We start from the raw sequence: 25,797 nt of genomic DNA, 5'->3' as shown, positions 1-25,797 counted from the left end.
TCGTTTCATAGGCTGTTTGCCAGTAGGGCGTACTCTGCGGGCACCTTGGTGCGCACCTCGCCGTCGTCATCGCTGTTGATCAGCACCACATACCGCTTGTAGGCGACGTAGCAGCGCGTCTTCCAATCGTTGGCGTTCGCGCTCAACGTCAGGCACTTCGTGCCGGGCGCGTTCTGCGGAGTCGCGGACGGTTGGTAGTCGGTGAGCTGCGCGGCCAGCCCGGAAACCAGTTGCTGGCCCGCCTGTTCGTCGCGCACCCTGATGATGGTCCCGTTGTCGACGAGGCCGATCGCGTCAACGCCGGTATCGCTCTCCAGTTTGCGGCGGGCCGCCTGATCGGGCGCGACGAAGGTGAGCCAGCTCGGCCCGTATACGGCGAAGCGGGTCAGGTCCGGCTCGCGGTCGCGGCGCTTGTCCACCACCAGCCGCGCGAGCAGATTATCCGGATCCTGCTTCAGCTGTTTGATCTTGTCGATCGGCGTCGGCTGGAATTTGCTCAACGTCGCGGTCTCCGCGTCCAGCGCCTTGCGCACCCAATCGGTGAGGTCGTTCTCCACCGCCGTCGGCCGCGCGATAAAGCCGACCAGCACGAATTGCTTGTAGGCCATGAAGAATCCGACATTCGGCACGCCCGGCCGGTAGTGGATGTAGGCGTCCGGGTATTGGGTGAGGCTGAGCCTGCGGTTCTGGCCGGAGGCGACATCGAAGTCGGCCTCGTTCACCTCGCGGGCGGCCACCTTGGCGACGGATTCGTCCGGGAAGCGCAGCACCCGGATGGTGAGCGCGGTGGCATCCGGGCCCGGCACATCCTTGCCGGGCGGATCGGGTTTGTCCGCACCGCTCACCGCGTAACCGACCACCATGCCGCGATTGCGCAGCACCGGCTCCGCCGAATTCGACAGCGCACCCGTGGCGACCGCGTCCTTCGGGTCGATCAGCACACTGCTGCCGCGGCCGACCACCAGCGACGGATCGATGGCCACCGACGGCGCGACCGCCTCGGACATCCGCATGCCCTCCAGCAGCGCGCTCTTATCGCCACCATCCTGTTTGTAGTGGTAGCGATCGACCGCGAAACTGCCGACATCGAATTTCCGCACATCCACCTCGGCCGCCCTCGGCGTCCCCCTGACGCCTCCGCATCCAGTCAGCAAACCAACCAGTAGCGCGGCAACCAGCGATGCTCGCGAAGCCCGTCGCATCAACCCCCGCCCCTCCTCTCGAGCAGCTACCCTCACGGTACAATCCCCGCGCCGGTCCGTCGAGAAGGACTACGCGCGAGGGTTTTTGACGGTTCGGCCACAGTATGCGGCAACCGGAATAATCGCTCGGAGTGTCGCGGAGCCGGGCTAAAGTCGGCGTCCATGAGAAGGACACGAATACCCTGGATCGGCGCCGCGGCGGTGCTATTGCTCACGGCGGGAACGGTGACCGGCTGTTCATCCGATCAGGCCAAGGCGGATTCCTGCGCCGTGGTGTCCAACGGAACGCCGGTGGCCGCCGCCTCGGCCGGCGCGGGCCCGACGAAGGATTTGAGCACCAACCCGGAGATCGCCACCGGCTACCGCTCCGGCATGACCGCGGTGCGCACCAAGACCTATGCGGTATCCACCGCGAACCCGGTGTCCACCAAGGCCGCCTGCGAGGTGCTGAGCAACGGCGGTACCGCGGCGGACGCGCTGGTCGCCGCGCAGATGGTGCTGGGGTTGGTGGAACCGCAGGCCTCCGGGATCGGCGGCGGTTCGTTCATGCTCTACTACGACGCGAATACCAAGAACATCGACGCGTACGACGGCCGCGAGGTCGCACCGGCCGCCGCCACCGAGAACTATCTGCGTTGGGTCAGCGACGCCGACCAAACCGTGCCGAAGCCGAATGCCCGGGCCAGCGGCCGATCCATCGGCATCCCCGGCGTGCTGCGCATGCTGGAACTCGCACACCGCGATCACGGCAAGACGGCCTGGAAGGATCTGTTCGATCCGGCCATCAAGCTGGCCGACGGCGGATTCCCGATCAGCCCGCGGATGGCGAGCCAAATCGCCGACTCGGCAAAGGATCTCGCGGTCGACGACAATGCCAAGGCCTACTTCCTGAACCCGGACGGCACCGCCAAGAAGGCGGGCACCGTGCTCACCAATCCGGCCATGGCGAAGACGCTCGGCGCCATCGCCACCGACGGCGCCGACGCCTTCTATACCGGGGCGATCGCGAAGGATGTCGTCGCGGCGGCCACCACCGCCTCCGGCGGGCGCACGCCGAGCGTCATGACCACCGACGATCTGGCGAAGTACCAGGCCAAGAAGCGCACCGCGGTGTGCAGCACCTACCGGACGCATCAGATCTGCGGCATGCCCGGTCCGTCCTCCGGCGGCATCACCGTCGCCGCGACACTCGGCATACTGGAGAATTTCGATCTGTCCGCGCTGAAGCCGGACAATATCGACCGCAACGGCGGTAAGCCGAAAGCCGATGCGGTGCACCTGATCTCGGAGGCCGAGCGGCTCGCCTACGCCGACCGGGACAAGTACATCGCCGACCCGGATTTCATCCCGCTACCCGGTGACGTGCAGCAGACCCTGCTCAACAAGGACTATCTGAAGAAGCGCGCCGCGCTGATCGACCGCAACCACAGCATGGGCACCGCCCAGCCCGGCGACTTCGGCCCGGTCCCGCTCGGCACCGGCCCGCAGCCGCCGGAGCACGGCACCAGCCACATCTCGGTCGTCGACAAATACGGCAACGCGGCGAGCATGACCACCACCGTCGAATCGGCCTTCGGGTCCTTCCACATCGTCGACGGCTTCGTGCTCAACAACCAGCTCACCGACTTCAACGCCAGCCCGGTCGCCGCCGACGGCACACCGGTCGCGAACCGCGTGCAGCCCGGTAAACGCCCGCGCAGCTCGATGAGCCCCACACTGGTCTTCGACAGCGCCCCCGACGGCTCCCGCGGCCAACTGGTCGATGTGCTCGGCTCGCCCGGCGGCGCGGTGATCATCCAGTTCGTCGTCAAAACCCTTGTCGGCCTGCTTGATTGGGGCCTGGATCCGCAACAGTCGGTCTCCCAGGTCGCCTTCGGTGCGGCGAACACCCCGGTCACCGGTATCGGCGGTGAGCATCCGGCCATCAACGCCACCGACAAGGGCGATCACGATCCGCTGGTGCTGCGCCTTCGTGAACTGGGGCACCAGGTTTCGGTCGATGAGCAGTCGAGCGGCTTGAGCGCCCTACAACGCGATGGCGACGGCTGGATCGGCGGCGCCGACCCCCGCCGCGAGGGCATCGTCCTCGGCGACGTGCGATAGGTCCGGTTCCGGCCGCCGACTACTCGGCGGCCGGATCCGCTTCCGCAGCAGTATATTTCGCGCCCAACTCGCGCAACCGATCCATCGCCCGCGCCGCATGCTCCTTGTCGTTGGAGCGGATCGCCAACATCGGCACGTAATCGTCGTTCACCAGTTCCAGGCGGGCCCATGATTTGCCGTCCGGGAACGAGACGCCGCGGATATGCTCCCACGCGAATTCGTTGTCGCCGAGCACATTCCGCACCGAGACACCGCGCGCGCCGACCCGTAGGCGCGGCCGGGTCAACATCAGGATCGCCCCGCCGAGCAGCAACCCGATGCCGATGATCGCGATCTGGTCGGCCACCCGGAAATTCACGCCGGTGGACGAGGTGCGCATCCAGATGCCGCCGACGATGAATGCGGCGGCCACCACGACCGCGCACACCCACGCGGTGCGCACGGCGCGGCGCGGCCGCACCTCCAGTTCCCATTCGGTTTGGGGCGCACCGGTTTTCGTTTCGGCCCTCCCGCGAACATCCGGCATGGCGATACGCACCTCTCAGACGGACTGCCGCAGGGCGCGCAGGGTCAGCGCGGCGTCCAAGGCCGCCGCACACGCCTGTTCACCCTTGTCCTCGACGGAATCCGGGAATCCGGCCCGGTCCAGGGCTTCCTGTTCATTGTTCGTGGTGAGCACGCCGTTGGTCACCGGCGTTGCCGCATCGAGCGAAACCCGGGTGAGCCCGGCCGTCACCGCATCGCACACGTACTCGAAATGCGGTGTGCCGCCGCGGATCACCACACCGAGCGCGACGACCGCGTCGTGGCCGCGCGCCAATTCCTGTGCGACGACGGGCAGTTCCATCGCGCCGGCGCAGCGCACCACGGTGATGTTCGCGACGCCCGCGGCCTTGGCCACCCGCTCGGCGTTCGCCACCAGGTTGTCGCAGATCCGGGTGTGCCAGCGCGACGCGACGATGCCGAGCCGCAGATCCTTGGCGTCCGCGAGCGCGAAGGACGGTACGCCCGTACCACTCATCGATGGATTCCTTTCGAGGATGGGTTCACTGCGCCGTCTCGCCGAGGTCGAGTTCGTCGAGCCCGACCAGGTCGTGGCCCATCCGATCCCGCTTGGTGCGCAGGTAACGTAGGTTTTCGGCGTTGGCGCGCAACGGCATCGGCACCCGCTCGGTGATCCGCAGCCCGTACCCGTCCAGCCCGACCCGCTTGGCCGGGTTGTTGGTGAGCAACCGCATCGAGCGAATTCCCAGGTCCACCAGGATCTGCGCGCCGGTGCCGTAGTCGCGGGCGTCGGCGGGCAGGCCGAGTTGCAGGTTCGCGTCGACGGTGTCGTGCCCGTTGTCCTGCAACTGGTAGGCCTGCAACTTGTGCATCAGGCCGATGCCGCGCCCCTCGTGCCCGCGCATGTACAGCACGACACCGCGGCCCTCCTGCGCGACCATCTCGAGCGCGGCATCGAGTTGCGGACCGCAATCGCAGCGCAGCGAACCGAATACGTCACCGGTCAGGCATTCCGAATGCACCCGCACCAGCACGCCCTCACCGTCGCCGAGGTCGCCGCGCACCAGCGCCACATGTTCGACATCGTCGTAGATGCTCTGGTAGCCGACCGCGGTGAATTCGCCGTGCGCAGTTGGGATTCTGGCCTCGGCCACCCGCAGCACCTGCTGCTCGTGCTTGCGCCGCCAGGCGATCATGTCGGCGATGGAGATCAGCGCGAGATCGTGTTCGTCGGCGAAGACCCGCAACTCCTCGGTGCGGGCCATATGGCCCTCGTCCTTCTGGCTGACGATCTCGCAGATCACACCGGCCGGACTCAACCCGGCCATCCTGGCCAGGTCGACGGCGGCCTCGGTGTGGCCGGGGCGGCGCAGCACGCCACCCTCCTTGGCGCGCAACGGAACCACGTGCCCGGGCCGGGTGAAATCGTCGGCCTTCGCATCCGGATCGGCGAGCAGCCGCATGGTGACGGCGCGATCGGCACCCGAGATACCGGTGCTGACGCCCTCGCGCGCGTCGACCGTCACCGTGTAGGCGGTGCCGTGCTTGTCCTGGTTCACCCCGTACATCGGCGGCAGGCCGAGACGGTCGCAGGCATCGCCGGTGAGCGGCACACAGATGTAACCGGAGGTGTAGCGGATCATGAAGGCCACCAGTTCGGGTGTTGCCTTCTCGGCCGCGAAGATGAGGTCACCCTCGTTCTCGCGGTCCTCGTCGTCGACGACGACGACCGCCTTACCGGCGGCGATATCGGCGACTGCGCGCTCGATGGTGTCGAACCTGGTCACGTCTGTTGTGCTCCATCTCGAAAAGGTGCCCCACTTACAGTAGTCGACCCCATCCGGGGCCGACTTCGCGCCGCGTCCCACGAGCGACGGATCAAGCACCACGCTGCTGGAGCCGCTCCACATACTTGGCGATGACGTCCGCCTCGAGATTGACGGTGGTGCCGACGGTGGCGAAGCCGAGGGTGGTGAGCGCGAGGGTGGTCGGGATGAGCGAGACCTCGAACCAGTCGCGCGCACCCGGTTCGGCCGCCTCGCTGACGCCGAGTCCGGAGACGGTGAGCGAGACGCCGTCGACGGTGATCGATCCCTTCTCCACCACATAGCGGGCGATCGAGTCGGGCAGCGAGATGCGCACGACATCCCAGTTCTCCGACGGCTTGCGGGACAGCACGGTGCCGGTGCCGTCGACGTGGCCCTGCACGAGATGACCGCCGAGGCGGCTGTTCAGCGCGGCGGCGCGTTCCAGGTTCACCTTCGCGCCGGTGTCCAGTTTGCCGATGCCGGAGCGGTTCAGCGTTTCGGCCATCACGTCCACGGTGAAGCAATCGCCGTTCACCACCTCGACAACGGTGAGGCAGACGCCGTTGACGGCGATCGAATCACCGTGTCCCGCATCGGAAGTCACCAGCGGACCGCGGATGGTCAATCGAGCGGCATCGACCAACTGTTCGGTGCCGACGATCTCGCCGAGTTCCTCGACGATGCCTGTGAACATGCCATGACTCCCTGTCGCGTATTCGGTACCGGATGCGGAACACGCCGCGCACCGGGCGCTATTCCCACCGGTCGGTGTCCCCCTCAGCGTAACGACGGCGGCGGACGGCGGACGCCGGGTGGTCGGGTGGGCCGAATCGGACCGCCGGGCCGGAAAGTTTGCCCGCCGGCAAACATCCATGACCGTTGCGAGGGGAGTTATGCACGAGCGTGCTGAATTTTCACCGTTTACCAATCGGTGATAGTCGTTCCATTGCGCTTTCGATACCACGGGAATGAATTTCGGCGGCGTTCATCTGCGGCGCGTAGTCTTTGTTCCCGGTGCGTACCCGAAAGAAACACGCTTATACCGTTTGCTTGCGCGACAGCCGGAATGGAAGCAAAATTGTTATGCAGCTGATTCCTGACGTTAAACTTCCCGCCGAGCAGTTCGAAGTGAACGGTTCGACCATGGGGCCGCCGTCCGGCCTGCGTAGTTCGACCAGGAAGTCCACCACTCGAGGAAGTAAGCACAGCACTGTGGGTCAATCAAAGTTCGACACAATTGGGGGTTCGGCGTGACCACACTTCTCGATTCGACGCTCGAAGTTCGCTGCGTGCAGTATCGCCGCGAATTTCATATGCCCGCATCGATCGACCCGACGTCGCGCCGGATTCTCCTCCGGATCGGCACCCATTACGGTGCCATCACGATGCCGGCGGATCTCGGTGAACGCGTCCAACGAAAACTGGAACTGGACGGTATCGCCGGATCCGTTGTGCATCACCCGAGGGCCCGGCGCTGGACCTTCATCACCGGACCGGCCCGGCCGGAAACCCTGACCGCGGCCGTATCCGCAGAATTGTTCCGGCTGTACGCAACCGTCGCCTGCACGGGCAGCCAGGTCGTGCTCCCCTCCCCCGATGACGAGCGCACCGGCTATCGCACCTGGATTCAACCGCCGGAAACCGTGGTCACCCTACCCCCGCTGACCGCGGTGATAGAGGCCACCCGGGCCCTCGGCAGCACCACCGCGCGGGTGTCCTAGCGACCTCCGCCATATACGGCAACCGAAGCGCCGCAACATAATTCGATGCCGACGCGATGAACCGGCGCAAACGCAACGCACCGGCCCTGATCACCTATCGGCGCAAGACGATTCAGTGCACGCGCGCCGCGGCCGCCTGCGCCCGCAGTGCCCGCACCGCCGCACCGGGATCGGCCGCGCTGTACACCGCCGACCCCGCGACGAAGCAGTCCACACCGGCCTCCGCCGCCTGCTCGATGGTGTCGGCGTTGATCCCGCCATCGATCTCCACCAGCAGTCGCAGCTCACCGGCGTCGACCAGCCTGCGCACCGTGCGCGCCTTGTCCAGCACGTGCGGAATGAACGACTGCCCACCGAAACCCGGTTCGACGCTCATCACCAGCAGCGTGTCGAATTCGCGCAGGATCTCCAGATACGGCTCGATCGGCGTATTCGGCTTCACCGACAGTCCCGCCTTCGCACCCGCCGCACGGATATCGCGGGCCACCGCGACCGGATCGTCGGTGGCCTCCGCGTGGAAGGTCACATTGTGCGCGCCCGCCTCGGCATACGGCGGCGCCCAGCGGCCCGGGTCATCGATCATCAGGTGGCAGTCCAGCGGAATGTCCGTGGCCTTCAACAGGCTTTGCACCACCGGGAGTCCGAGCGTCAGGTTCGGGACGAAGTGCGCGTCCATCACGTCGACGTGCAACCACTCGGAGCCGGCGACGGCCGCCGCCTCGTCCGCGAGGCGCGCGAAATCGGCGGAGAGTATGGACGGGGCGATCATCGGCGCGGCCGGGCGCGTGAAACTCGGGTTGGACACAACGCGGCAGTCTATCGGTAGCGTGGGTTGCCGAGGCCGAGAGTGGGTAGCCTGCATAGAGTGATCAACATATCGGCGGAACAGGGGCTTTACAGCACCCCGGTGGAGATCAGGGTCGCAGCGGCGGTACCTCAGCTGCCCATCGTGCGCGGACTTGCCGAAACCCTGGTCTTACTCAGCGATTTCACGCTGGACGAGGTCGCCGACATCAGGCTGGCGGTGGATGAGGTCTGCTCGACGCTCATCGCTGTCGCCCTACCGGGCAGTTTCCTACAGTGCCGGTTCACCATCGGCGAGAAAGAATTGCTGGTGCGGGTGGACGGAGTCGCCGCCACCGAGGGGCTACCCGACGAGCACAGTTTCGGCTGGCATGTGCTGCGCACGCTCACCGATCAGGTGGCGGCGGCACAGGAACCGTTCGACGCCACGGCATCCGGATACCCGACGACCGTTGAATTCCGGCGGGTCCGGGGGAAAGCGTAGTGGCGGACACCCAGCAGAACGACGACAGCGTGTACGACTCCGAACAGGAAGAGGACGGCACCGAGACCGACGAGACCGTCGAGGAGGCCGAAACCCTCGAAGCGGCAAGCGCGGTGCCCGGTTACGACGATGTCGGCGTGCTCTTCGGCCGGATGGCCGCGGCCGAAGACGGCTCGGCCGAGCGGGCCACCATCCGTGACGAACTGATCAGTCGGTGCATACCGCTGGCCGATCACATCGCGCGCAAGTTCAGCGGGCGCGGCGAACCGTTCGACGACCTCACCCAGGTGGCCCGGGTCGGTCTCGTGCACGCGGTGGATCGCTTCGATGTCGAACGCGGCTCGAATTTCCTCTCTTTCGCGGTGCCCACCATCATGGGCGAGGTCCGCAGGTACTTCCGGGACAACACCTGGGCCATGCGGGTCCCGCGCCGGGTGAAGGAAACCCACCTGCGCATCGGCGCCGCCATCGACGCGCTGTCGCAGACCCTCGGCCGCTCGCCGACCGCGAAGGAGATCGCCGCCGAACTCGGTGTCGACCCGGACGAGGTGATGCAGGCGGTGATCGCCGGCAACGCCTACCAGCCGAGTTCGATCGACGCGGCATCGGCGGGCCGCGACACCGAGGCCTCCCTGCTGGACACCCTCGGCGAGGAGGAATCCCAATTCGACCGGGTGGAGGAGTATGTCGCGATCCGTCCGCTGCTGGCCGGACTGCCCGAACGGGAACGCCGCATCCTCACCATGCGCTTCTTCGAATCCATGACGCAGACCCAGATCGCACAGCAGATGGGCATCTCGCAGATGCACGTCTCCCGCATCCTGTCGAAAACCCTTGCACGCCTGCGGGAACAGTCCCGCAGGGAGTGAGGGCCGCTACTGCGGTTTACGCAGCGCCGCCAGGAACATCGCGTCGGTGCCGTGCCGGTGCGGCCACAGCTGCGCGGCCGGTCCGTCGCCGAGATCCGGAACACCGGGCAGATATTCGCGGGTGTCGAGCTGTTCGGCGCCGGTGCGGCGGACCGCATCGGCCACCACCGAAACGGTTTCCGATAGATGCGGCGAACAGGTCGAGTACAGGACGACGCCGCCGGGCCGCAGCAGATCCCATGCGGCGGAAAGCAATTCGCGCTGCAACCGGACCAGCTCGGCGACATCGGCCGGGGTGCGCCGCCAGCGGGCCTCCGGCCTGCGGCGCAGCGCACCCAAACCGGTGCACGGCGCGTCCACCAGGACGCGGTCGTAGCCGGGGGTGAGCCCGCTGTCGCGGCCGTCGGCCACATGCACCGTGACGGGTAGGTCGGCGGCGGCCCGGCGAACCAATTCCGCGCGATGCTCCGCGGGTTCGACCGCGTCGATACGGAATCCGTCGATCGCGGCGAGCGCGCCGAGCAGCGCCGCCTTACCGCCGGGTCCGGCGCACAGATCCAGCCAGCGACCGTTGTCCGGCCCGAGCAGCGGGGCGCGGGTCAGCGCGAGCGCCACCAGCTGGCTGCCCTCGTCCTGTACGGCGGCCATACCCTCGCGGACCGGTTCCAGCTTGCCGGGATCGCCGCCGTCCAGGTACACCGCGTACGGTGACCAGCGGCCCTCCTCGCCGCCGGTCACCAGCGCGAGCTCCTCCGCGGTGATATCGCCCGGCCGGGCCACCAAATGCACTGCCGGGCGAGCATCGTCGGCCGCGAGTACCTCGCGCAGCTCACCGGCCCGCGCGCCGAGCGCGTCCGCGAAGGCCTGTGCGATCCACGCCGGATGCGCGAATTCGAATGCCAGCCGCCCGACCGGATCGCTCGGCGCGAGCTCATCCACCCATTCCTCGACCGATTTCTCCCCCGCCCTCCGCAGCACCGCGTTCACGAAACCCGCCTTGCCCGAACCGAATTCGGTCCGTGCCAGCGCCACCGAGGTATCCACCGCGGCATGCGCGCCGATCCGGGTGCGCAGCAGCTGATACACACCGAGTCGCAGCACATCCAGCAGCGGACCATCGATCTCCGCGACCGGCCGCCCCGCCCCCGCCGCGATCACCGCGTCGAGCAGACCGAGCGACCGGCACGCCCCATACGCCAATTCGGTGGCCAGCGCCGCATCCCGCCCGGCGATCCGCCGCTCCCGAAGCAGCGCGGGCAATACGAGATTCGCGTACGCGTCCCGCTCCCGCACCGCCCGCAACACATCCCGCGCCGCCAGCCGCACCGGATCCCCCGCCTCCACGCGCCTACCGCGCCCCGTCCGGTCCGTGCCATCGCGCCCCGAATTTCCCCGCACCCCACTGTCTTTCGACCGGTCACCACGACCCACGCCCGACGACCGACCATCACCGGAACGACCGGTTCCACCCGCACCACGCCCGAAACCAGCCTGCGGCGCTCCATCTTTCGACCGTCGACCAGCACCCGAATCAGACGAACCGCCAGCACCGGAACGGCCGGTTCCGCCCGCACCACGCGCCGAGCCCGCCCGCGACTCCTTCGCCCAATTACCACCGCTCGAACCAGGCGACCCACCATTGCCGGCGCGGCCGGATCCACGCACCGAATCCGCCCGCGACGCACCATCCTTCGGCGAACTGCCACCGCTCGAACCACGCGACCCGCCATTGCCGGCGGGGCCGGTTCCGCCCGCGCCGCGCACCGACGCACCGCCTTTCGACCGGTTACCGCTGCTCGACCCCGACGACCGGCCGCCGCCGGAACGCTCGGATCCTCGCTCGCCACGCCCTGAATTCACCTGCGCCACCTCATTGTCCGACTCGACATCCTGTCAAGGCCATGACGACAGTTCGCCGCCGGACCTCCACTCACCACGCGCGGAAACCGCCCGCGCCACACAATCACTCGTCCTGGCGACCCGCCGAGTTCGACTCGACCGATCGCCACTCGAACCTCGCACATCGAACCGCTCGCCACAGCTCTGCGCGGAGCCGCCCGCCGCCGTATCGCTCGGCACGACCTCGCACCGAGCGATCCGCACCGGACTCGGTAGCGCGATCCAATCGACTGCCGGAACCCTTGCTCACCGGGCACCACATCCTCGCTGCCAACTCGCATTGGATTTCCCTGCGCCGCACCGGCATTCGATGCGTCGACACGACACGCCCGCGTCGACACGATCGCCGTTCGACCGACCCACGTTCACCGGACGGCGCAGCCGCCCGTTCGACTCATCTACCGGCCGCTGCCGTTTCACCCGTGCAGCCCGATCAGCGAATCTGGCGTCCCGTTTCCGGCCGCACCGGCGGCTTGTCGCCGAGACATGGTGATGCACAACATTTTTCGATGCTCCCGGCCATCACGCGGGCGGGCGGCGCGCCCCGTCGACCGCGCCGCGCCGAATATTGCTGCCCCACGACTCCACGACGGTCCGTCGGACGCCACCCGCGGCGGAACCGGCGTCGTCGGGCGGACCGCGCCGCAGACGGCCGGGGTCCGGCGGCAATGCGTCATTCGACGACCGCGCCCGGCTGGAGACGGGCGCCGCGCGCCCAGTCCAGTGCGGACATCATCCGCTTACCTTGGGGCTGAACTTGATTCAGTCGGACGGCGGTGGTCGCCGTGCCGATGTATACGCCGGATTTGCGCACCTCGATGACGCGATCCGGCAGCGCCTCGGGCACCATTTCGACCGGGCCGAGCTTCAGGCGGGCGCCGTTGATCTCGGTCCATGCGCCGGGCGCGGGGGTGACCGCGCGGATGCGGCGGCAGATGGCGAGAGCGGGTAGATCCCAGCGGATATGGCCATCTTCCGGATTCACCTTGGGCGCGTAGGAAACTCCCTCGGTGGACTGCGGAATCGCTTGCAGCGAACCATCTTCCACACCGTCGAGGGTGGTTTCCAGCAGCCGGGCGCCGGTTTCGGCGAGCCGGTCGAGCAGGGTGCCCGCGGTATCGGTGACCGCGACCTTCTCGGTCACCACGCCGAAGACCGGCCCGGTGTCCAGGCCCGCCTCGATCTGGAAGGTGGACGCGCCGGTGATCTCGTCGCCCGCGTCGATGGCCGCCTGCACCGGCGCCGCGCCGCGCCAGGCGGGCAGCAGCGAGAAGTGCAGGTTGATCCAGCCGTACCGAGGTATGTCGAGCACCCGCTGCGGCAGCAGCGCACCGTATGCCACCACCGGACAGCAGTCGGGCGCCAATTCGGTGAGCTGGGCCACGAATTCGGGTTCGGCCGGTTTCCGGGGTGTCAGCACCGGGACGCCGTATTCGTCGGCGAGGCGGCCGACCGGTGAGCGCATCACCTTGCGCCCGCGCCCGGCCACCGCATCGGGCCTGGTGACCACGGCGATCACCTGGTGACGCTCGGATTCGAGCAGCCTGCGCAGCGACGGCACCGCCGGTTCTGGCGTACCCGCGAAGACGACGCGCATCAGCGGCCCCGTCCGAACGGGCCCTGCGCGGCGCCGATCGCACGCGAACCGCGGACGGTGATACCCGCGCCGAACCAGTCGGATTCGCGGATGGTGCGCATCGCGGCCTTGCGGTCCGCGGGATCGAGCCGATCGATGAACAGCACACCGTCCAGGTGATCGGTTTCGTGCTGTACGCAGCGCGCGAGCAGCCCCTCGGCGTCGAATTCGACCGGCGCACCGTGCATATCGACCCCGGCCACCCGGACCCGTAACGCCCGTCTGGTGTCGTAGCGCACGCCGGGTATCGACAGACAGCCCTCGGGCCCGATCTGCTCCTCGGCGCCCACCACCTCGTAGCGCGGGTTCACCAGATGCCCCTGCGCGTCGCCGGTGTCGTAGACGAAGACGCGCAGGCCGATCCCGATCTGCGGTGCGGCCATCCCGACCCCGCCGTCGTCGTACATCGTGTCGAGTAGGTCCGTGACCAGCTGACGCAGCTCGCGATCGAACTCGGTGACCTCCGCGGCGCGGGCACGCAGAATGGGATCGCCGAACAGGCGTACGGGCTGAATGGTCACGGTTTGCTCCCGGAAGCGGTCGAACACGGTCGTCTCATTCTAGTGAGATGCCCGGTTACCTCGGATCACACCAATCGGCGGGCCGGAAGCTGGTAGAAATCCAATGCGGTCCGGGCGGGGTGCAGAACTTCCCCCGCCCGGCCGTCTGGTTCGCCGTCAGGAGTGTCCGGCGATGATCACCTGCGGGATCCCGGTGCCGAGCGCGACCGGTTTACATACCGGCGCCGACGCGTGCTCCGGGTCGAGCAGCTGCAGCAACAATTGCTGGACAAACGGGTCGTAGACCATGTTGAAGTGCCCGGTCTGATCCTCGGGGCACAGGTCCTGCAGCGCGATATTGCGCGCGCCCGGCCCGCGCAGCGCGATATTGCCGAACGGCTGGATCATCTCGTCGACCTTGCTGCCGACGGTGACGTATCGCACGCCGGGCACGGTGTCGCCGCCGCGGTTCAGCTCGACCATCACCGGCGAGCCCTGCGCCTGCTCCACCGCGGCGGTCGAGGTCAGCTTCTCGAATACCTCGAGCCCGCCGGGGACCGCCTGCACCACCGGCACCAAGTCGTACATCACGCCGCCGTAGGTCGGCGAGGCGAGGCCGATCCACTGATCCACCTTGGGCGCGCCACCCATCTTGTTGATGTACATCCGAGTCACGTTGGCGCCCTGGGAAAATCCGACCATGTCGACCTTTTCCGCATGGGTGGCCGCGAGCACCTGATCCACGAAAGCGCTGAGCTGCTGCGCGCCCAACGACATGTGTTCCGTACCATAGGTTTTCGGATTCCCCTCGGCACCGCCGTAATTGAGGGCGAAAACACAGAAGCCAGCGGCGGTGAGCTGCGGCGCGATACCGGACCAATCGGAGTAGACGGTCGAATCGGTACCGTGCGCGAGCACCACCGGACGGGGGTGCTCGCGGGTCGGCTTGCAGTCGAAATCGTTGGTGCCCGCGGGCACGGCCTGCGGATGCGCCTTGATGTAGACGGCGGCGGCCAGGTGGTCGCCCTGCGGCGGCGCGGCCTCGGTGGGGATCATCGGCGGCCGGTACCCGGCCGGATCCGCACTACCGGTCGCCGCGCCGGAGCCGATGACGGCTCCGGCCAGCGCGCACGCCAACACCGCTCTTCGGAACTGTGAGACGCTCCAATTCCGGGCGCCACCCATTTGTCGCATGTCACCAATGATCTACCGCGGCGGTGCGAAACGCGTACTCGGGTCGGCGTTTTCAAACGCCCTCAATTTTCGGGGGTGTCGTCCTCGGCGAGAATTCGGTAGAGCGAGCGCCGCGCCTCGGTGAGCACCTCGGCCGCCTTCTCCGCCTGCTCGGGGGTGCCCGCCGCCGCGACCTGCGCGACCGCGCCCATCAGCTGGCCGATCAATCCGCGCAGGTCGATGGCCTGCGCGCCGACGTCCTGGGTGACATCGGCCCACGGATCGCCCAATTCTTCCCGGTGCGCCTCGACGTATTCGGTTCCGGCGTCGGTCAATTGGGCGGTCTTGCGACCCGCCACCTTCTCGATGAGCACCAGCCCCTCGTCCTCGAGTTGCGCCAGGGCGGGGTAGATCGATCCGGGGCTCGGCCGCCAGATGTCCTCGCTGCGCTCGCGAATCTGCTGGATGAGCTCGTAGCCGTGCATCGGGCGCTCGGCGAGCAGCAGCAGGACCGCCGCCCGCACGTCGCCGCGCCGGCCCCGCCCGCCGCGACCACGGCCGCGACCGAAGTGCGGACCGAAGCCGGGTCCGAATCCTGGACCGAAGCCCGGACCGAATTCGGGGCCGAAGCCGCGGCGTCCGTGCCGATGCCGGGCGATCCGTTCCCATTCCTCATGTCCCGGGCCACGACGCCGTCCGCGGCGTCCGAAATCCGGGTATTCCTTGTTCTCCATAAAAGCCTCCTTGGGCCCTCGTGTTCGTATCATGCTATCGACGATATATCGACAATAGATCGAACACAAGGGCCTGGCGGAGAATTTCGCTACGGCGCAGGTCAGGAACCCGTCGGCACCCAGTTCCCGTGGAATCCGGCGGGGACGCGGTGCGGCAGATGGATGCTCGCGACCGTCTCCAGCGTCGCGGCATCGAGAATGGCTAGATCGCTGCGATCGGTCGTCGCGTCGTATACGTAGCCCATGAGCACGCCGTCGTCCTCCGCGGCGTCGGGCGCGGAAGGCTGGAAGACGAACTCCCCCAATTGCTTTCCTTCTCCGAACGATTTCACCGCGGTGCCGCCGCGCAGATCGTGCTTGAGCAGTACGGAATCGGGTGCGACCCCCTCGGTCACGCCGATGGAGTACCCGTAGCGGTGTCGCATGCCCACCAGACGCTCATCGATCCGCGGGAATTCCTGCGGCCGATCGTCCAGCCGAGTCTGGCGCACCTTGCCGTCGGCGAGATCGACGATCCAGCGATCCAGTGACGGCGCACCGTCGTTCGGGCCGAGGCGATCCACGTCGAACATCTTCGGATAGCGCACCACGTCCAGTACGACCGTCTCACCGTCGTCGTAGGCGTTCATCGGATGGAAGACGAAACAGGGGTCGACATCGAACCAGCGCACATCGGCATTGCCGCCCGCGCGCGGCATAACACCCACGCGCGCAGGGTATTTCGGGTTCCAGCCGAAGGGCACCCGACGATCGCGCGGAACCGTGACCTCCGCCGACCCGGGTGGATTCGGCAACTTCACCCGCCCGATCAGCGCCGACAGCAGCAACCTGGCCGGTAGGCGAAGGGCGCGTGGCACATTCATCCGTTCGACGATGAGGCCCGTATCGAAGGTGACCGGCAGATCGTAGAAGACGACGTACTTCTCGGTCAGCGAGAAATCGTGCATCATCGGATTACCGGTGACCTCGACGTCGACGGCCCGCCGAGCCCGCCCGTCGGCGCCGATCACCGTGTACTGAACCAGATTCCGGCGCCCGAACGAATAAGAAACCGCATGCAGTTCGCCAGTGCCCGGATCGCGCTTCGGGTGCGCGGTATATCCGCCGGTCAGCGTGCCGTCGAAATCACAGATGCCGAGCGTATTCAGTTCCTCGTCCAGCTCGTAGGGGGCGAATCCCGCCTCGACCAGCGCCAAAGTCTTTCCGGCGTGGCCGATTACGTTGGTGTTCGCACCCACGCCCGAGGTGGTGGTCGGATCGACGACGAAATCCTCGCCCAGCGCCTTCGACGTCACCGGGCCGCGCACGAAGCGATTGCGATACCACTCCGCCTTGCCGTCCCGGATCCGGATGCCGTGGACCATGCCGTCGCCCGCGAACCAGTGGTACAGCGCGGGATCCAGGTCGCCGACGGGATTGGGCCCGTTGCGCAGATAGCGGCCGTCCAGGTAGCCCGGAATCGTTCCGGTGACCTCCAGATCGGTCAACGTGTATTCGTCGCTGATAGGCGCGAACGCGCCCTCCAGATACCGATTGCCCATCACATCCCCAAATTTCATAACGTTGTTATGTCGACTAGGATAACCCTGTTATGAGAGGTCGGCAATGGTGAAACATGCTTCGCGGCAAACGAATACACGGGAACGGCTGCTGGCGGCCGGGCTCCGGCTGCTGGAGGACGCCGGCCCGGAAGCCTTGCAGGCCCGCCGGGTCGCGGCCGAGATCGGCGCGTCGACGATGGCCGTATACACCCACTTCGGCGGGATGACCGGTCTGCTGGAATCGGTTGCCGAGGAAGCGTTCTCGCGCTTCTCGGCGGCTATGGCCGCGGTCCCCCGCAGCGACGATCCGATGGCGGACCTCTTCCGCGTCGGCCGGGCGTATCGCGAATACGCCCTCGCCAACCCGCAGCGCTATCGACTGATGTTCGGACCCGCCGCACCGGGCGCCGTCTATCGCCCCGGCGTCGACCTCACCACGGCACAGACACCGAATCCGTTGCGCGACCCCGCTTTCGGGCAACTCATCGAGCTGATCGAGCGGATGATCGCGGCGGGCCGCATCCGCGCGGATCCGGCGCTCGATGTCGCGGGGCGGCTGTGGAGCCTCACCCACGGCGTCGTCACCTTGGAGATCACCGGGTACTTCGGCACTGGCGGAAACACCTTCGGGCAGATCCTCGGGCCCGCGTTCGCCGACCTGTTCGTCGGCATGGGCGACGAGCGCGCCCGCGTCGAGCGGTCGCTGCGATCCGCATTGGCGTGAGTCCGCGCCTCACGCCGCCAGCGAATCGATCCAACGCTCCAGCCGCGCACCCTCCGTGCGCATCAGCTCCGGATCGCGAAAAGTGTTGGTGAGCAGCGAGATTCCTTGGTAGGCGGCGACAAGTGCGACAGCGAGCTCCCGTGCGTCGGCCCGGCCCATCGCGGCGAACTGCTCCTCGGCCCAATCGACGAGCACCCGCATCACCTCGGCCAGTTCCCGGTCCAGACCGTCGGCGCGCTTATCCAGTTCGGTGGCCAGAGTTCCGGACGGACAACCGAATTCGACGGCCAGCTCCCGCTGCTCCACCCACCCGCGCACCAGCGCCCGCAACCGATCCCGCGGCGTCGCATGCTTTTCCAGCTCCGCGATGATCCCGCGGATGGTGCGCTCGTGTGTGCCGATCGCCGCCTGGACGAGCTGGTCCTTGGTCTTGAAGTAGTAGTAGACGTTGCCGACCGGCACCTCGGCGGCGCGCGCGATATCGGCGATGGTGGTCTTCTCTACACCCTGCCGATGGAACACCTCGGCGGCCGCGGCCGCCAACCGCTCGCGCTTGCCCACCTTCGACGCCGCTGAGTTAGCCATACAACTCACTCTAGACAAGCGCGGTGGCGTTCGGCTACGTTCAGTAAGTCAGCCAACTAACTAAATGGAGTACACAATGATCGTGGTGACCGGAGCAACCGGCAATATCGGCTCGAACCTCGTCCGCATCCTCGCCGGATCCGGCGCGCAGGTGACGGCAATCTCCCGCGGCAGCAAGGATTTCCGGCTGCCGGACGGTGTGCGCCACCACACCGCCGATCTGGCCGAGCCGCAAACCCTTGCCCCCGCCCTGGACGGCGCCGAGGCGCTATTCGTGCTCATCAGCGGCGACCAGCTGATCGATGGCCCAGCGCCGGAGCAGCTGCTCGATCTCGCGCGGGCCGGCGGGGTGCGGCGGGTGGTGTTCGTATCCTCGCTCGGCGTGGTGACCCGGCCGGACGCGGAGGGCTACGCCCGGCTCGCGGCCTTCGAAAAAGCCCTGCGGGCAAGCGATTTCACCTGGACGATCCTGCGGCCGGGCGGTTTCTACACCAATACGTACGCCTGGGCCGAATCGGTGCGCACCGCACGGACCGTTGCCGCGCCCTTCGGCGATATCGGGTTGCCGTCCGTCGATCCCGCCGATATCGCGGCGGTGGCGGCCGTGGCACTGCGTACCGACGACCACGCGGGACGGACATACACCTTGACCGGCCCCGCGGTCGTCACCCCGCGCGAGCAGGCCGTCGATCTCGGTGCGGCACTGGATGATTCGGTGCGCTTCGTCGAGCTCACCCGCGACCAGGCCCGCACGGGCATGCGGCAGTTCATGCCCGCCGCCGTCGTCGAGCACACCCTGTCCATCCTCGGTGAGCCGACGCCGGAAGAACTGGCGGTGAGCGCCGATATCGAGCGAATCCTCGGCCGCCCCGCCACCGGCTACGCGGAGTGGGCGCGCCGGAATCGCGCGGCGTTCGCGTGATGCTCCGGGCCGGATATCGGTGGGATTCGGGCTACCCGGCCCGGTTCGGTCGAAGCCGGTGAGCAAGGTAGACAGTCCGTCGCCGTCGTGGTTGCGGCCGTATATGTCGGCGGAAATCTGTGCGGCGTGGGCGGATTCGGAGATGAGATCGAATAGGCACGTCGGACCGCGCCGTATTCGCCTGAAAATCAACCTGATTCGCAGGCCTGGTCAGCGGGGCAGCATGTGTCGATCACTTCATTGATCGGTGATGGCGGGTAATGCTTGCCGCCGGAGCAGAGGGCCGCGAACCACTACCGGACCGGGGCCTGGATGGGCGCGGCACCGGCTTGGATCCGCTCAGGGCCGGTCGGCGATGAGGCGAATCTGCTGGACGCCCTTGCGGTCCCGGACGTCGACACCGTGCTCGGCGAGCTTCTCGTCGAGCGCCTCCACCTCGAGGGGTTTCTTGTCGGCGATGGCGCGGCGGCGGGCGCGCAGCAGGCAGTGGGCCGCGTCGTCGATCTCGGGCCTGCCGTCCATCCAGCGGGTGAATTCCGTTGCGTACGGGTCGTTCTCACTCACCCACGGATAGCCGTGCAGGCGGAAGGCGGTTTCGACATCGCGGCGGCCGAGGTCGCCTGCGCCGAAGCGGGCCAACCGCATTCGGTTTCGGTCGACCAGCACCAGATCGTCGTCCTCGCGGAATACGGCCGCCACCCGATCGCGCGGGACGAATCGCTCGCGCCCGTTCTGGGACAGCTCGACGTGGACGGGGGAAACCGTCAGCACCAGACTCTCCTCGTGGGCGATGCCCGCCACGACCAACCCGCCGATCAGTCCGACGGCCGCGCCGATCGGCATCAGCCAGACCGGCGGCACGGTGAGCACCAAATGCAGCCAGCCAGGCGCGATTTGGACCGTATCGACCAGCCAGTGCCCGACCGGCGGGAGCACCGCTCCGACGCCGATGCCGAGCACCAGCCCGGCCGATGTGAAAACCCAGGCCCAGACCCTGGGCAGGCGCAGGGTGGTCGGTGCGGTCGATGTCGTCATCGGTCCTCCGTTCCGATCGGACGCAACAGGCGGGATACGGTGGCCCGCACGAGCGGGCGGGGGTCGTGCGGGCGTGCGGGGTCGGCGTTCAGGAAGGCCGCGTCGACCACGGCGAGAATCCAGCGCGCCGTTTCCTCCGGCGGGAATCCGGGATCGAGTTGCCCCTGCTCGCTCCCGCGGCGCAACAGCGCGGTCAGCGCCTCGGCACTGCGCCGGGCGTCCTCCAGGACAACGGCGGTCAGGTCCGGGTCGTGATCCACGCGCCGCAGCAGCTCGACCATCAGTCCGGGCGCGGCCGGGTCGAGCGCCTCCGCGGCGAGTTCCTCGACGAGGTCGAGTATTGCGGCGACACAATCGATTCGGTCGATATGTCGCGAAATCAGTTGCGCATGTTCGGGAATCGACGATTCGAAGATGGCCCGGAACACCGCGGCCTTGTCCTGGAAGTAATAGAACACGCTGCCCGAACTGAGCCCGGCCGCCTTCGCGATCTGCGCGGCCGTGGTCCGGTCATATCCGTGCGTCGCGAACAGATCCGCCGCCGCCCGCACGATCGCCGCGCGTCGCTCTGCCACACGATTGGGGTCAACGCTTCTGGCCACTCACCTACCCTATCATTAACTGATCAACCAGTTAAAGAATTGGTTAGGTTCCGCTGGCGCGCTCCGCACAACCGTGTGCCTGGTAACGGGTTGCGCCGGAGACGATGTCGAGCGGTCCGATGGCATTCGGGTGGAGTGAGTCAGGCGAGTGGTCGCGTTGCCCATCCTGTCGCGGTGACATCAGACATGTGCTCGGCAATGCGGCAGGCACACGGTTCGTCCGCCGAGATCGACGGCGGTGCAGCATATCCGGACATGCGGATCGGTGGAGCCAATGAGATCTCATCGGTGACGACCGGTAACCGTATGGTGAAACGATGACTGCCGATACACAGGGTTTGCAGCCGAAGGTGACCGCCCTCGCCACAGGTGTGGACGTCCCAGCCGCGATCACCGAGGTGTTCAGACATCTCGAAGCAGCGCTCGCGGCGAAGGACGCCACCGCATTCGACAGCGTCTTCACTGAAGACGTGGTCTTCATCAACCCAGCGGGCTCGATCTTCCTGAACCGGGACGAGGTACACACCTACCACCTGACCGCGATGCGGAACAGCCCCGACGTCGAGGCGCACTACAAAATTCTGGCCGTGCGGCTGCTGTCGGGTGGCCACGCGATCGTCAACGTCGAGCAGACGCTGCAAACACCGGACTTCTCGTTAACCAACCGCGGCACATGGGTTTTCACGAAACAAGACGACAGCTGGCGGGTCTGCTCGGTACACAATACAAACGTCGCGGGCAGCGCCCGCTGAGCAGCCGGTGCCGACCTACGGAATCAACTGGCAACACGGTGGTCTCAACGGTGGCAATCAACAGCTAGGGAGAAAGCGATGCGCCGGACGAGTGGTCGCGTCGCTACGACGGCTGAATCGCCTGAGATATGCGTGGGGTGCGCTGGTAGGCGGCGTTCCGGTTTGGCACTCTGATTCTGCCTCACGCGGCGATGGCGTGCCCACGAGGCAGGGGGCGTAGGTTTCGTGGACGGGGCGCGAACGGGTTCCCTAGGCGGACAAGAACAATGACGCCGGGGTTGGTAGTACCCGCATGGGTTTCAGTTTCTCGCGTGTGCAGTAGCTCGTGCGGGCCGCCGATTGCTGTGCGCGAACCGGTTACCTAACGAGTTCAAACGTGAATGAAGGCTGCCGCACCCCGGCTTCGAACCGTGCACACAATATAGGGGTGTTAGGTGCGCACCCGGGTGCGACTTAGCACTAGGCATGATGGGCTGCGGCGATGCTGCGGGTCAGCCGATGTCAATCGGGTCGATCTGGACTCGGAGGGGGGCGTCGGAGCGGTGGGTGCTGCGGATCGCGAGGGCGGTGCTGAGGGCGCGGGCCAGGGCGGAGCCTGCGGAGCGGTCGACGCGCAGGATGGTGCGTTCCACCTCGGGCGGGGAGTCGCCGCTGCTGAAGGGCTTGCGGGCGCCGGGGGGCAGCGGGACCGGGCCGAGTACCGCGACCGAACCGGGAAGGTTTGCGGCGGTGAGTAATTCGGCGATGGCATCGGCGGAGCCGTCGATCGCGGCCATCCGGACGGCGGGCGGGAAACCGACCTCGGCGCGGGCGGCGAGCTCGGCCGCGGCATGTCCGACGGGATCCCAGCGGACCAGTGCCTGCACCGTCGGGATCGCCGGATCCGCCATGACGATCACCTGACCGTGCGCGCGGACCAGCGCGGCGGCGCACAGCCAACGGCGCAGCGCGTCCTCGGCGGCGCGCAGGTCGGCGCGGCCGAGCAGCGCCCAACCATCGAGCAGCAGCGCGACACCGTAACCGCCGGGAACCACCGGTTCCGCGCCGACGGTCGCGACGACCACCTGCGGCCCCGGCTCCACCGAATCGAGCACCGCACCGCCACCGGATCCGCGGATCGGCACACCGGGAAAGGCGCGGCCGAGTTCCTCCGCGGTGCGGACCGCACCGATCACCACGGCACGCAATACGCGGGAGCCGCAGGACGTGCAGCGGAAGGCGCTCTCGGTGATACCGCACCACCGGCAGCTAGGGCTGTGTGCGATCTCATTGCGCCCCTTGGTGTTTCCCTCCGGCAGCGCCAGCGGTCCGTTGCAGTGGCGGCAGCGTGCCGGTGTCCGGCATTTCGCGCACGCCAGCGCCGGGATGTAGCCGCGCCGCGGCACCTGCACCAATACCGGCGCGCCCTCCTTCAAGGCGGCCCGTGCCGCCGCGAACGCCGCACCGGGTATCCGGATCGCCCGCGCGATCGGGTCGCGCTCCAGCGCCGCATCGGTGTCGCCGGGCGCGCTGATCCGCGGCATGGCTTTGCGCAATACCGCACGATCGGCCAAAAGATCGTGCGCCCAACCGGATTCGACCACCGCCTGGACTTCCGCGGTCCGCGCGAAACCGGCCGCGACGAACGCGGCGCCGGTCTCGTGCGCGCGCAGCATGGCGACCTCCCGCGCATGCGGATAGGGCGCCCTCGGCTCCGCGAAGGTGTCGTCGCCGTCATCCCAGATCGCGATCAACCCGAGATCCCGCGCCGGCGCGAATACGGCGCTGCGGGTGCCGACCACCACCCGGGCCGTCCCGCGCAATACCGCGAGCCACCGCCGGTACCGGGCGGCCGGCCCCAACCCCGCCGCCAGCCCGACCGCCGAATCCCCCACCAGCCGAACACATTCCGCCAACACCCGATCCAAATCCCGCTGATCGGGCACCATCAGGATCGCACTGCGCCCCCGCGCCACAACCACGGCCGCCAACTCCGCCAACCGCCGCGCCCAATCCTCCCCCGGCAACGCCTGCCACGCCGCCCGCGGCCCCCGCCCCGCCCACAACGCCCCCACAAACCCCTCCCCATGCACATACCGCCCCCACCCCGCCACATCAACCGGCACCCCACCCGCTCCCCCCTCGGATTCCACCCCATCAGACGAAACAGCCTCCACCACACCCGAACTCAGATCGGCCCGCAACGGCCGCCCCACCTGACGACCTCCCCCAGCCGAAACCTGTTCCCCCACACCAATGCCCGGACCATCCCCGTGCCGCCCGGCACCGCCATCCAATGCCCCGGTCTCGGATTGCACTGGTTCAGGACAAACAGCCTCCGCCGCACCTGAACTCAGCGGCTCGGCCCGCAACGGCCGGCCCACCTCACCACGAGCGCTCTGTACCGAAACCGGTTGCTCCCCACCAGCTCCCGAATCATCCAGCCCAGCATCATCATCCGTTGCCCGGCCCCTCGACTGCGCCGCATCAGGTGAAACAGTCTGCGTCTCCACTTGATTCAGCCGTTCAGCCCCGACCGGCTGACTTGATTCGGCGCGATCGCATCCCATCGCAACCGACTCGCCCGCAGCCGCTCCTGGTGTATACCCGTGCCGCCCGACACCGCCGACCGACGCCCCAACCTCGGGTTGCGCCGCATCAGGAGAAGCAAGCCGCGCCGAACCTCGGTCCCGCCGCTCGAATCGCGCTGGCCCATTTGCTGCGCCGCGCTCATTCTGTGCCGAGGCCGGTTCTCCCCCAGCAGTTGCCGAATCCGCACTGTGCCGCCCCGCATCAGACGATGCATCCCCGGCGTCACCCGGTACCGGCACTTCAGGTTGCGCCGCAGCAGACGAAATAGGGTGCGTCACATCATGAGCCAGCGACTCGGCCGACAACGGACGACCCACCTCGTCACCATCGCCGCGCGCCGGAACCTGCCCGCTCGCGGTGGCTCCCGAATCGTCCCCGCAACGCCGAATGCTGATCGATGCTCCGGCTTCGGATTGCGCTGCAACAGGCTGTGTCGGCTCTTGACCCAGTCGGGCGACTCGCGCTTGCCCGCCTACTGGGTCCCGGTCATTCTGCGTCGAGACCGGTTCTCCCCCAGCAGTTGCCGGGATGGCCTGGGGCAGCCGCGCATCGCCGCCTGGCTCCGGAGTGTCGGATTCCCTTATCTGGGGCGGAACGAGCTGGGCCGCAAGCGGATGCGATCCGGACCGGGTTGGTCTGGTCGCATCGTCGAGTTCGCCTTGTAGCAGAGGCGGATCGGAGGGTCGTGCTACCTCGTCGTTGGTGTTGGATCCGGATGGGAGCGCGGAAGGGTCGCCCGCAGGTCCCTGCGGACTCATCTCGGGGGGGGCTTGCGGTACCGCCGCATGCGGAACAGGATCGGGTGAATGACTGGAGACACGTTGCGCCGCAACCGGATCCGTGTGTGTCGATACCTGATCCGGATTCGCCGCTGCAGGCGTCACGGACGGGCTACGAGCACTTCGGGGGACCGGCAGTGCGCTCGTCGTTGCCGAAGAATGGCGTGAACTGTCGGAATCCCGTTGCGCCGCGGACGCGACCTCGTCGGACGCGGCAGCGGACGGATCGCGCTCGAAATCCTGCGACGCATTCGATGAATCATCCGAATCACCCTGCGGGCCAGCGGATTTCCTCGAACCACCGGATTCGGTGCGGGCGTGGCGGGGTGGGATGGCGAGGCGGAGGACGTCGGCTCGGGTCCCCGCGTAGCGGGCGGCGACCGCTACGACCAGCTTCATGATTTCTGGGGTGAGCACGCGCTCGGGTGAGACGACGCGCTCCAATTTGACGAGTTTGCCGGTGTGATCGCTGCGGGTTCGGCGCTCGAGCAGGTAGCCGTCGACGAGGCGGCCCGCGAAACGGATACGGACCCGGACACCGGGTTTGGCGATCTCGTCGAGTTCGGGCGGCACCAGATAGTCGAAGTCGCGATCCAGGTGCGCGGGCGACAGCAGCGGGAGCACCCGTGCGATGGGGTGTCCCGCTGCTGTTGTCGGTATTGCGTTGTCCCCCAGGGAGATAACCTCCCCGGGAGGAGCGGCCTGACCTGCCGCCGGTCGGCTCATGCGAACCTTAACGGCCGCAGGCGCACGGCATCAGCCGCGACCACGTCACAGCCCGATGGCCGCGCACGGCTTGTCGGCACGCATCAGATGCAGCCTCCCACGGCAGATCGACACATCCACCCG

23 protein-coding genes and 1 pseudogene are annotated in these 25,797 nt (G+C 67.5%); 7 read left to right on the top strand and 17 right to left on the bottom strand.

Going from position 1 to position 25,797, the window contains the following annotated elements:
• Positions 1–5 precede the first annotated feature (5 nt).
• Positions 6–1,106: a hypothetical protein gene (locus tag LGY53_RS15850; RefSeq protein ID WP_225727436.1), complete on the bottom strand. Its 1,101-nt coding sequence runs from the start codon at positions 1,104–1,106 to the stop codon at positions 6–8.
• Positions 1,107–1,364: 258 nt separating this feature from the next.
• On the opposite strand from LGY53_RS15850, the gene ggt reads away from it, so the two are divergent.
• Positions 1,365–3,305 carry a gamma-glutamyltransferase gene (gene ggt, locus LGY53_RS15845; protein ID WP_225727435.1) on the top strand — a complete coding sequence of 647 codons (1,941 nt, stop codon included), beginning with the start codon at positions 1,365–1,367 and terminating at the stop codon, positions 3,303–3,305.
• A 19-nt stretch (positions 3,306–3,324) separates the two neighbouring features.
• On the opposite strand, the gene LGY53_RS15840 is transcribed toward ggt, so the two are convergent.
• The 4 genes from LGY53_RS15840 to LGY53_RS15825 all read right to left on the bottom strand — a co-directional run bounded on the left by LGY53_RS15840 (position 3,325) and on the right by LGY53_RS15825 (position 6,311).
• Complete coding sequence (locus LGY53_RS15840) at positions 3,325–3,831, bottom strand: PH domain-containing protein (RefSeq protein ID WP_225727434.1); 507 nt, start codon at positions 3,829–3,831, stop codon at positions 3,325–3,327.
• A gap of 15 nt (positions 3,832–3,846) precedes the next feature.
• A complete protein-coding gene (gene ribH / locus LGY53_RS15835; protein WP_167475954.1) occupies positions 3,847–4,326 on the bottom strand; it encodes a 6,7-dimethyl-8-ribityllumazine synthase in 480 nt (159 codons plus the stop codon).
• Between the two features lie 25 nt (positions 4,327–4,351).
• The gene (locus tag LGY53_RS15830; protein WP_225727433.1) at positions 4,352–5,596 is read right to left on the bottom strand and encodes a bifunctional 3,4-dihydroxy-2-butanone-4-phosphate synthase/GTP cyclohydrolase II; all 1,245 of its coding nucleotides are present in this window, start codon (positions 5,594–5,596) and stop codon (positions 4,352–4,354) included.
• 91 nt (positions 5,597–5,687) lie between these two features.
• Positions 5,688–6,311, bottom strand: a complete 624-nt coding sequence (locus tag LGY53_RS15825) for a riboflavin synthase (protein ID WP_225727432.1) — start codon at positions 6,309–6,311, stop codon at positions 5,688–5,690.
• A gap of 556 nt (positions 6,312–6,867) precedes the next feature.
• On the opposite strand from LGY53_RS15825, the gene LGY53_RS15820 reads away from it, so the two are divergent.
• Entirely contained in the window at positions 6,868–7,338 is a 471-nt protein-coding gene (locus LGY53_RS15820) for a hypothetical protein (RefSeq protein ID WP_167475957.1), read from the top strand.
• 112 nt (positions 7,339–7,450) lie between these two features.
• Here the strand turns inward: LGY53_RS15820 and rpe are convergent, their stop codons facing one another.
• On the bottom strand, positions 7,451–8,107 hold the full coding sequence (gene rpe / locus LGY53_RS15815; protein WP_225727631.1) for a ribulose-phosphate 3-epimerase: 657 nt from the start codon (positions 8,105–8,107) through the stop codon (positions 7,451–7,453).
• 96 nt (positions 8,108–8,203) lie between these two features.
• Between rpe and LGY53_RS15810 the strand changes: the two genes are divergently transcribed.
• Together LGY53_RS15810 and LGY53_RS15805 are read left to right on the top strand one after the other, a co-directional pair.
• On the top strand, positions 8,204–8,626 hold the full coding sequence (locus tag LGY53_RS15810; RefSeq protein WP_167475958.1) for an ATP-binding protein: 423 nt from the start codon (positions 8,204–8,206) through the stop codon (positions 8,624–8,626).
• Positions 8,626–9,495, top strand: a complete 870-nt coding sequence (locus tag LGY53_RS15805) for an RNA polymerase sigma factor SigF (RefSeq protein WP_374111187.1) — start codon at positions 8,626–8,628, stop codon at positions 9,493–9,495. The genes LGY53_RS15810 and LGY53_RS15805 overlap by 1 nt, the downstream gene beginning before the upstream one ends.
• A gap of 6 nt (positions 9,496–9,501) precedes the next feature.
• Here LGY53_RS15805 and LGY53_RS15800 read toward each other — a convergent pair whose 3' ends face one another.
• From LGY53_RS15800 to LGY53_RS15775, 6 genes are all read right to left on the bottom strand, one after another.
• Positions 9,502–10,839, bottom strand: coding sequence for an RsmB/NOP family class I SAM-dependent RNA methyltransferase (locus tag LGY53_RS15800; RefSeq protein WP_225727431.1), 1,338 nt, complete (start codon positions 10,837–10,839; stop codon positions 9,502–9,504).
• Positions 10,840–12,067: 1,228 nt separating this feature from the next.
• A complete protein-coding gene (gene fmt / locus LGY53_RS15795; protein ID WP_225727430.1) occupies positions 12,068–12,991 on the bottom strand; it encodes a methionyl-tRNA formyltransferase in 924 nt (307 codons plus the stop codon).
• A complete protein-coding gene (def, locus tag LGY53_RS15790) occupies positions 12,991–13,551 on the bottom strand; it encodes a peptide deformylase (protein WP_225727429.1) in 561 nt (186 codons plus the stop codon). The genes fmt and def overlap by 1 nt, the downstream gene beginning before the upstream one ends.
• A 156-nt stretch (positions 13,552–13,707) precedes the next feature.
• A complete protein-coding gene (locus LGY53_RS15785; protein ID WP_308102895.1) occupies positions 13,708–14,724 on the bottom strand; it encodes an alpha/beta fold hydrolase in 1,017 nt (338 codons plus the stop codon).
• Positions 14,725–14,786: 62 nt separating this feature from the next.
• Positions 14,787–15,437 carry a PadR family transcriptional regulator gene (locus LGY53_RS15780; protein ID WP_225727428.1) on the bottom strand — a complete coding sequence of 217 codons (651 nt, stop codon included), beginning with the start codon at positions 15,435–15,437 and terminating at the stop codon, positions 14,787–14,789.
• A 101-nt stretch (positions 15,438–15,538) separates the two neighbouring features.
• The gene (locus tag LGY53_RS15775) at positions 15,539–16,978 is read right to left on the bottom strand and encodes a carotenoid oxygenase family protein (RefSeq protein ID WP_225727628.1); all 1,440 of its coding nucleotides are present in this window, start codon (positions 16,976–16,978) and stop codon (positions 15,539–15,541) included.
• A gap of 64 nt (positions 16,979–17,042) precedes the next feature.
• Between LGY53_RS15775 and LGY53_RS15770 the strand changes: the two genes are divergently transcribed.
• Positions 17,043–17,702, top strand: a complete 660-nt coding sequence (locus LGY53_RS15770; RefSeq protein ID WP_225727427.1) for a TetR-like C-terminal domain-containing protein — start codon at positions 17,043–17,045, stop codon at positions 17,700–17,702.
• Positions 17,703–17,711: 9 nt separating this feature from the next.
• Here the strand turns inward: LGY53_RS15770 and LGY53_RS15765 are convergent, their stop codons facing one another.
• The gene (locus LGY53_RS15765) at positions 17,712–18,287 is read right to left on the bottom strand and encodes a TetR/AcrR family transcriptional regulator (RefSeq protein ID WP_225727426.1); all 576 of its coding nucleotides are present in this window, start codon (positions 18,285–18,287) and stop codon (positions 17,712–17,714) included.
• 76 nt (positions 18,288–18,363) lie between these two features.
• On the opposite strand from LGY53_RS15765, the gene LGY53_RS15760 reads away from it, so the two are divergent.
• The gene (locus LGY53_RS15760) at positions 18,364–19,209 is read left to right on the top strand and encodes an SDR family oxidoreductase (protein ID WP_255663405.1); all 846 of its coding nucleotides are present in this window, start codon (positions 18,364–18,366) and stop codon (positions 19,207–19,209) included.
• Between the two features lie 339 nt (positions 19,210–19,548).
• Here the strand turns inward: LGY53_RS15760 and LGY53_RS15755 are convergent, their stop codons facing one another.
• Both LGY53_RS15755 and LGY53_RS15750 read right to left on the bottom strand, forming a co-directional pair.
• Entirely contained in the window at positions 19,549–20,244 is a 696-nt protein-coding gene (locus LGY53_RS15755) for a hypothetical protein (RefSeq protein WP_225727424.1), read from the bottom strand.
• Complete coding sequence (locus LGY53_RS15750) at positions 20,241–20,819, bottom strand: TetR/AcrR family transcriptional regulator (RefSeq protein WP_225727423.1); 579 nt, start codon at positions 20,817–20,819, stop codon at positions 20,241–20,243. The genes LGY53_RS15755 and LGY53_RS15750 overlap by 4 nt, the downstream gene beginning before the upstream one ends.
• Positions 20,820–21,196: 377 nt before the next feature.
• Here LGY53_RS15750 and LGY53_RS15745 point away from each other — a divergent pair, with 377 nt between their 5' ends.
• Positions 21,197–21,598, top strand: coding sequence for an SgcJ/EcaC family oxidoreductase (locus LGY53_RS15745; protein ID WP_225727422.1), 402 nt, complete (start codon positions 21,197–21,199; stop codon positions 21,596–21,598).
• Positions 21,599–22,089: 491 nt separating this feature from the next.
• Here LGY53_RS15745 and LGY53_RS15740 read toward each other — a convergent pair whose 3' ends face one another.
• Positions 22,090–23,730, bottom strand: coding sequence for a primosomal protein N' (locus LGY53_RS15740; protein ID WP_374111190.1), 1,641 nt, complete (start codon positions 23,728–23,730; stop codon positions 22,090–22,092).
• Positions 23,731–25,251: 1,521 nt separating this feature from the next.
• Positions 25,252–25,608 (bottom strand): annotated as a pseudogene (locus LGY53_RS15735) (primosome assembly protein PriA); the annotation flags it as partial.
• Between the last annotated feature and the right edge of the window lie 189 nt (positions 25,609–25,797).

Source organism: Nocardia sp. JCM 34519.1, assembly GCF_020361265.1.
In the GTDB taxonomy this organism is placed as follows: Bacteria; Actinomycetota; Actinomycetes; order Mycobacteriales; family Mycobacteriaceae; genus Nocardia; species Nocardia arthritidis_A.
This window is presented reverse-complemented; position numbering and strand designations above follow the sequence as displayed.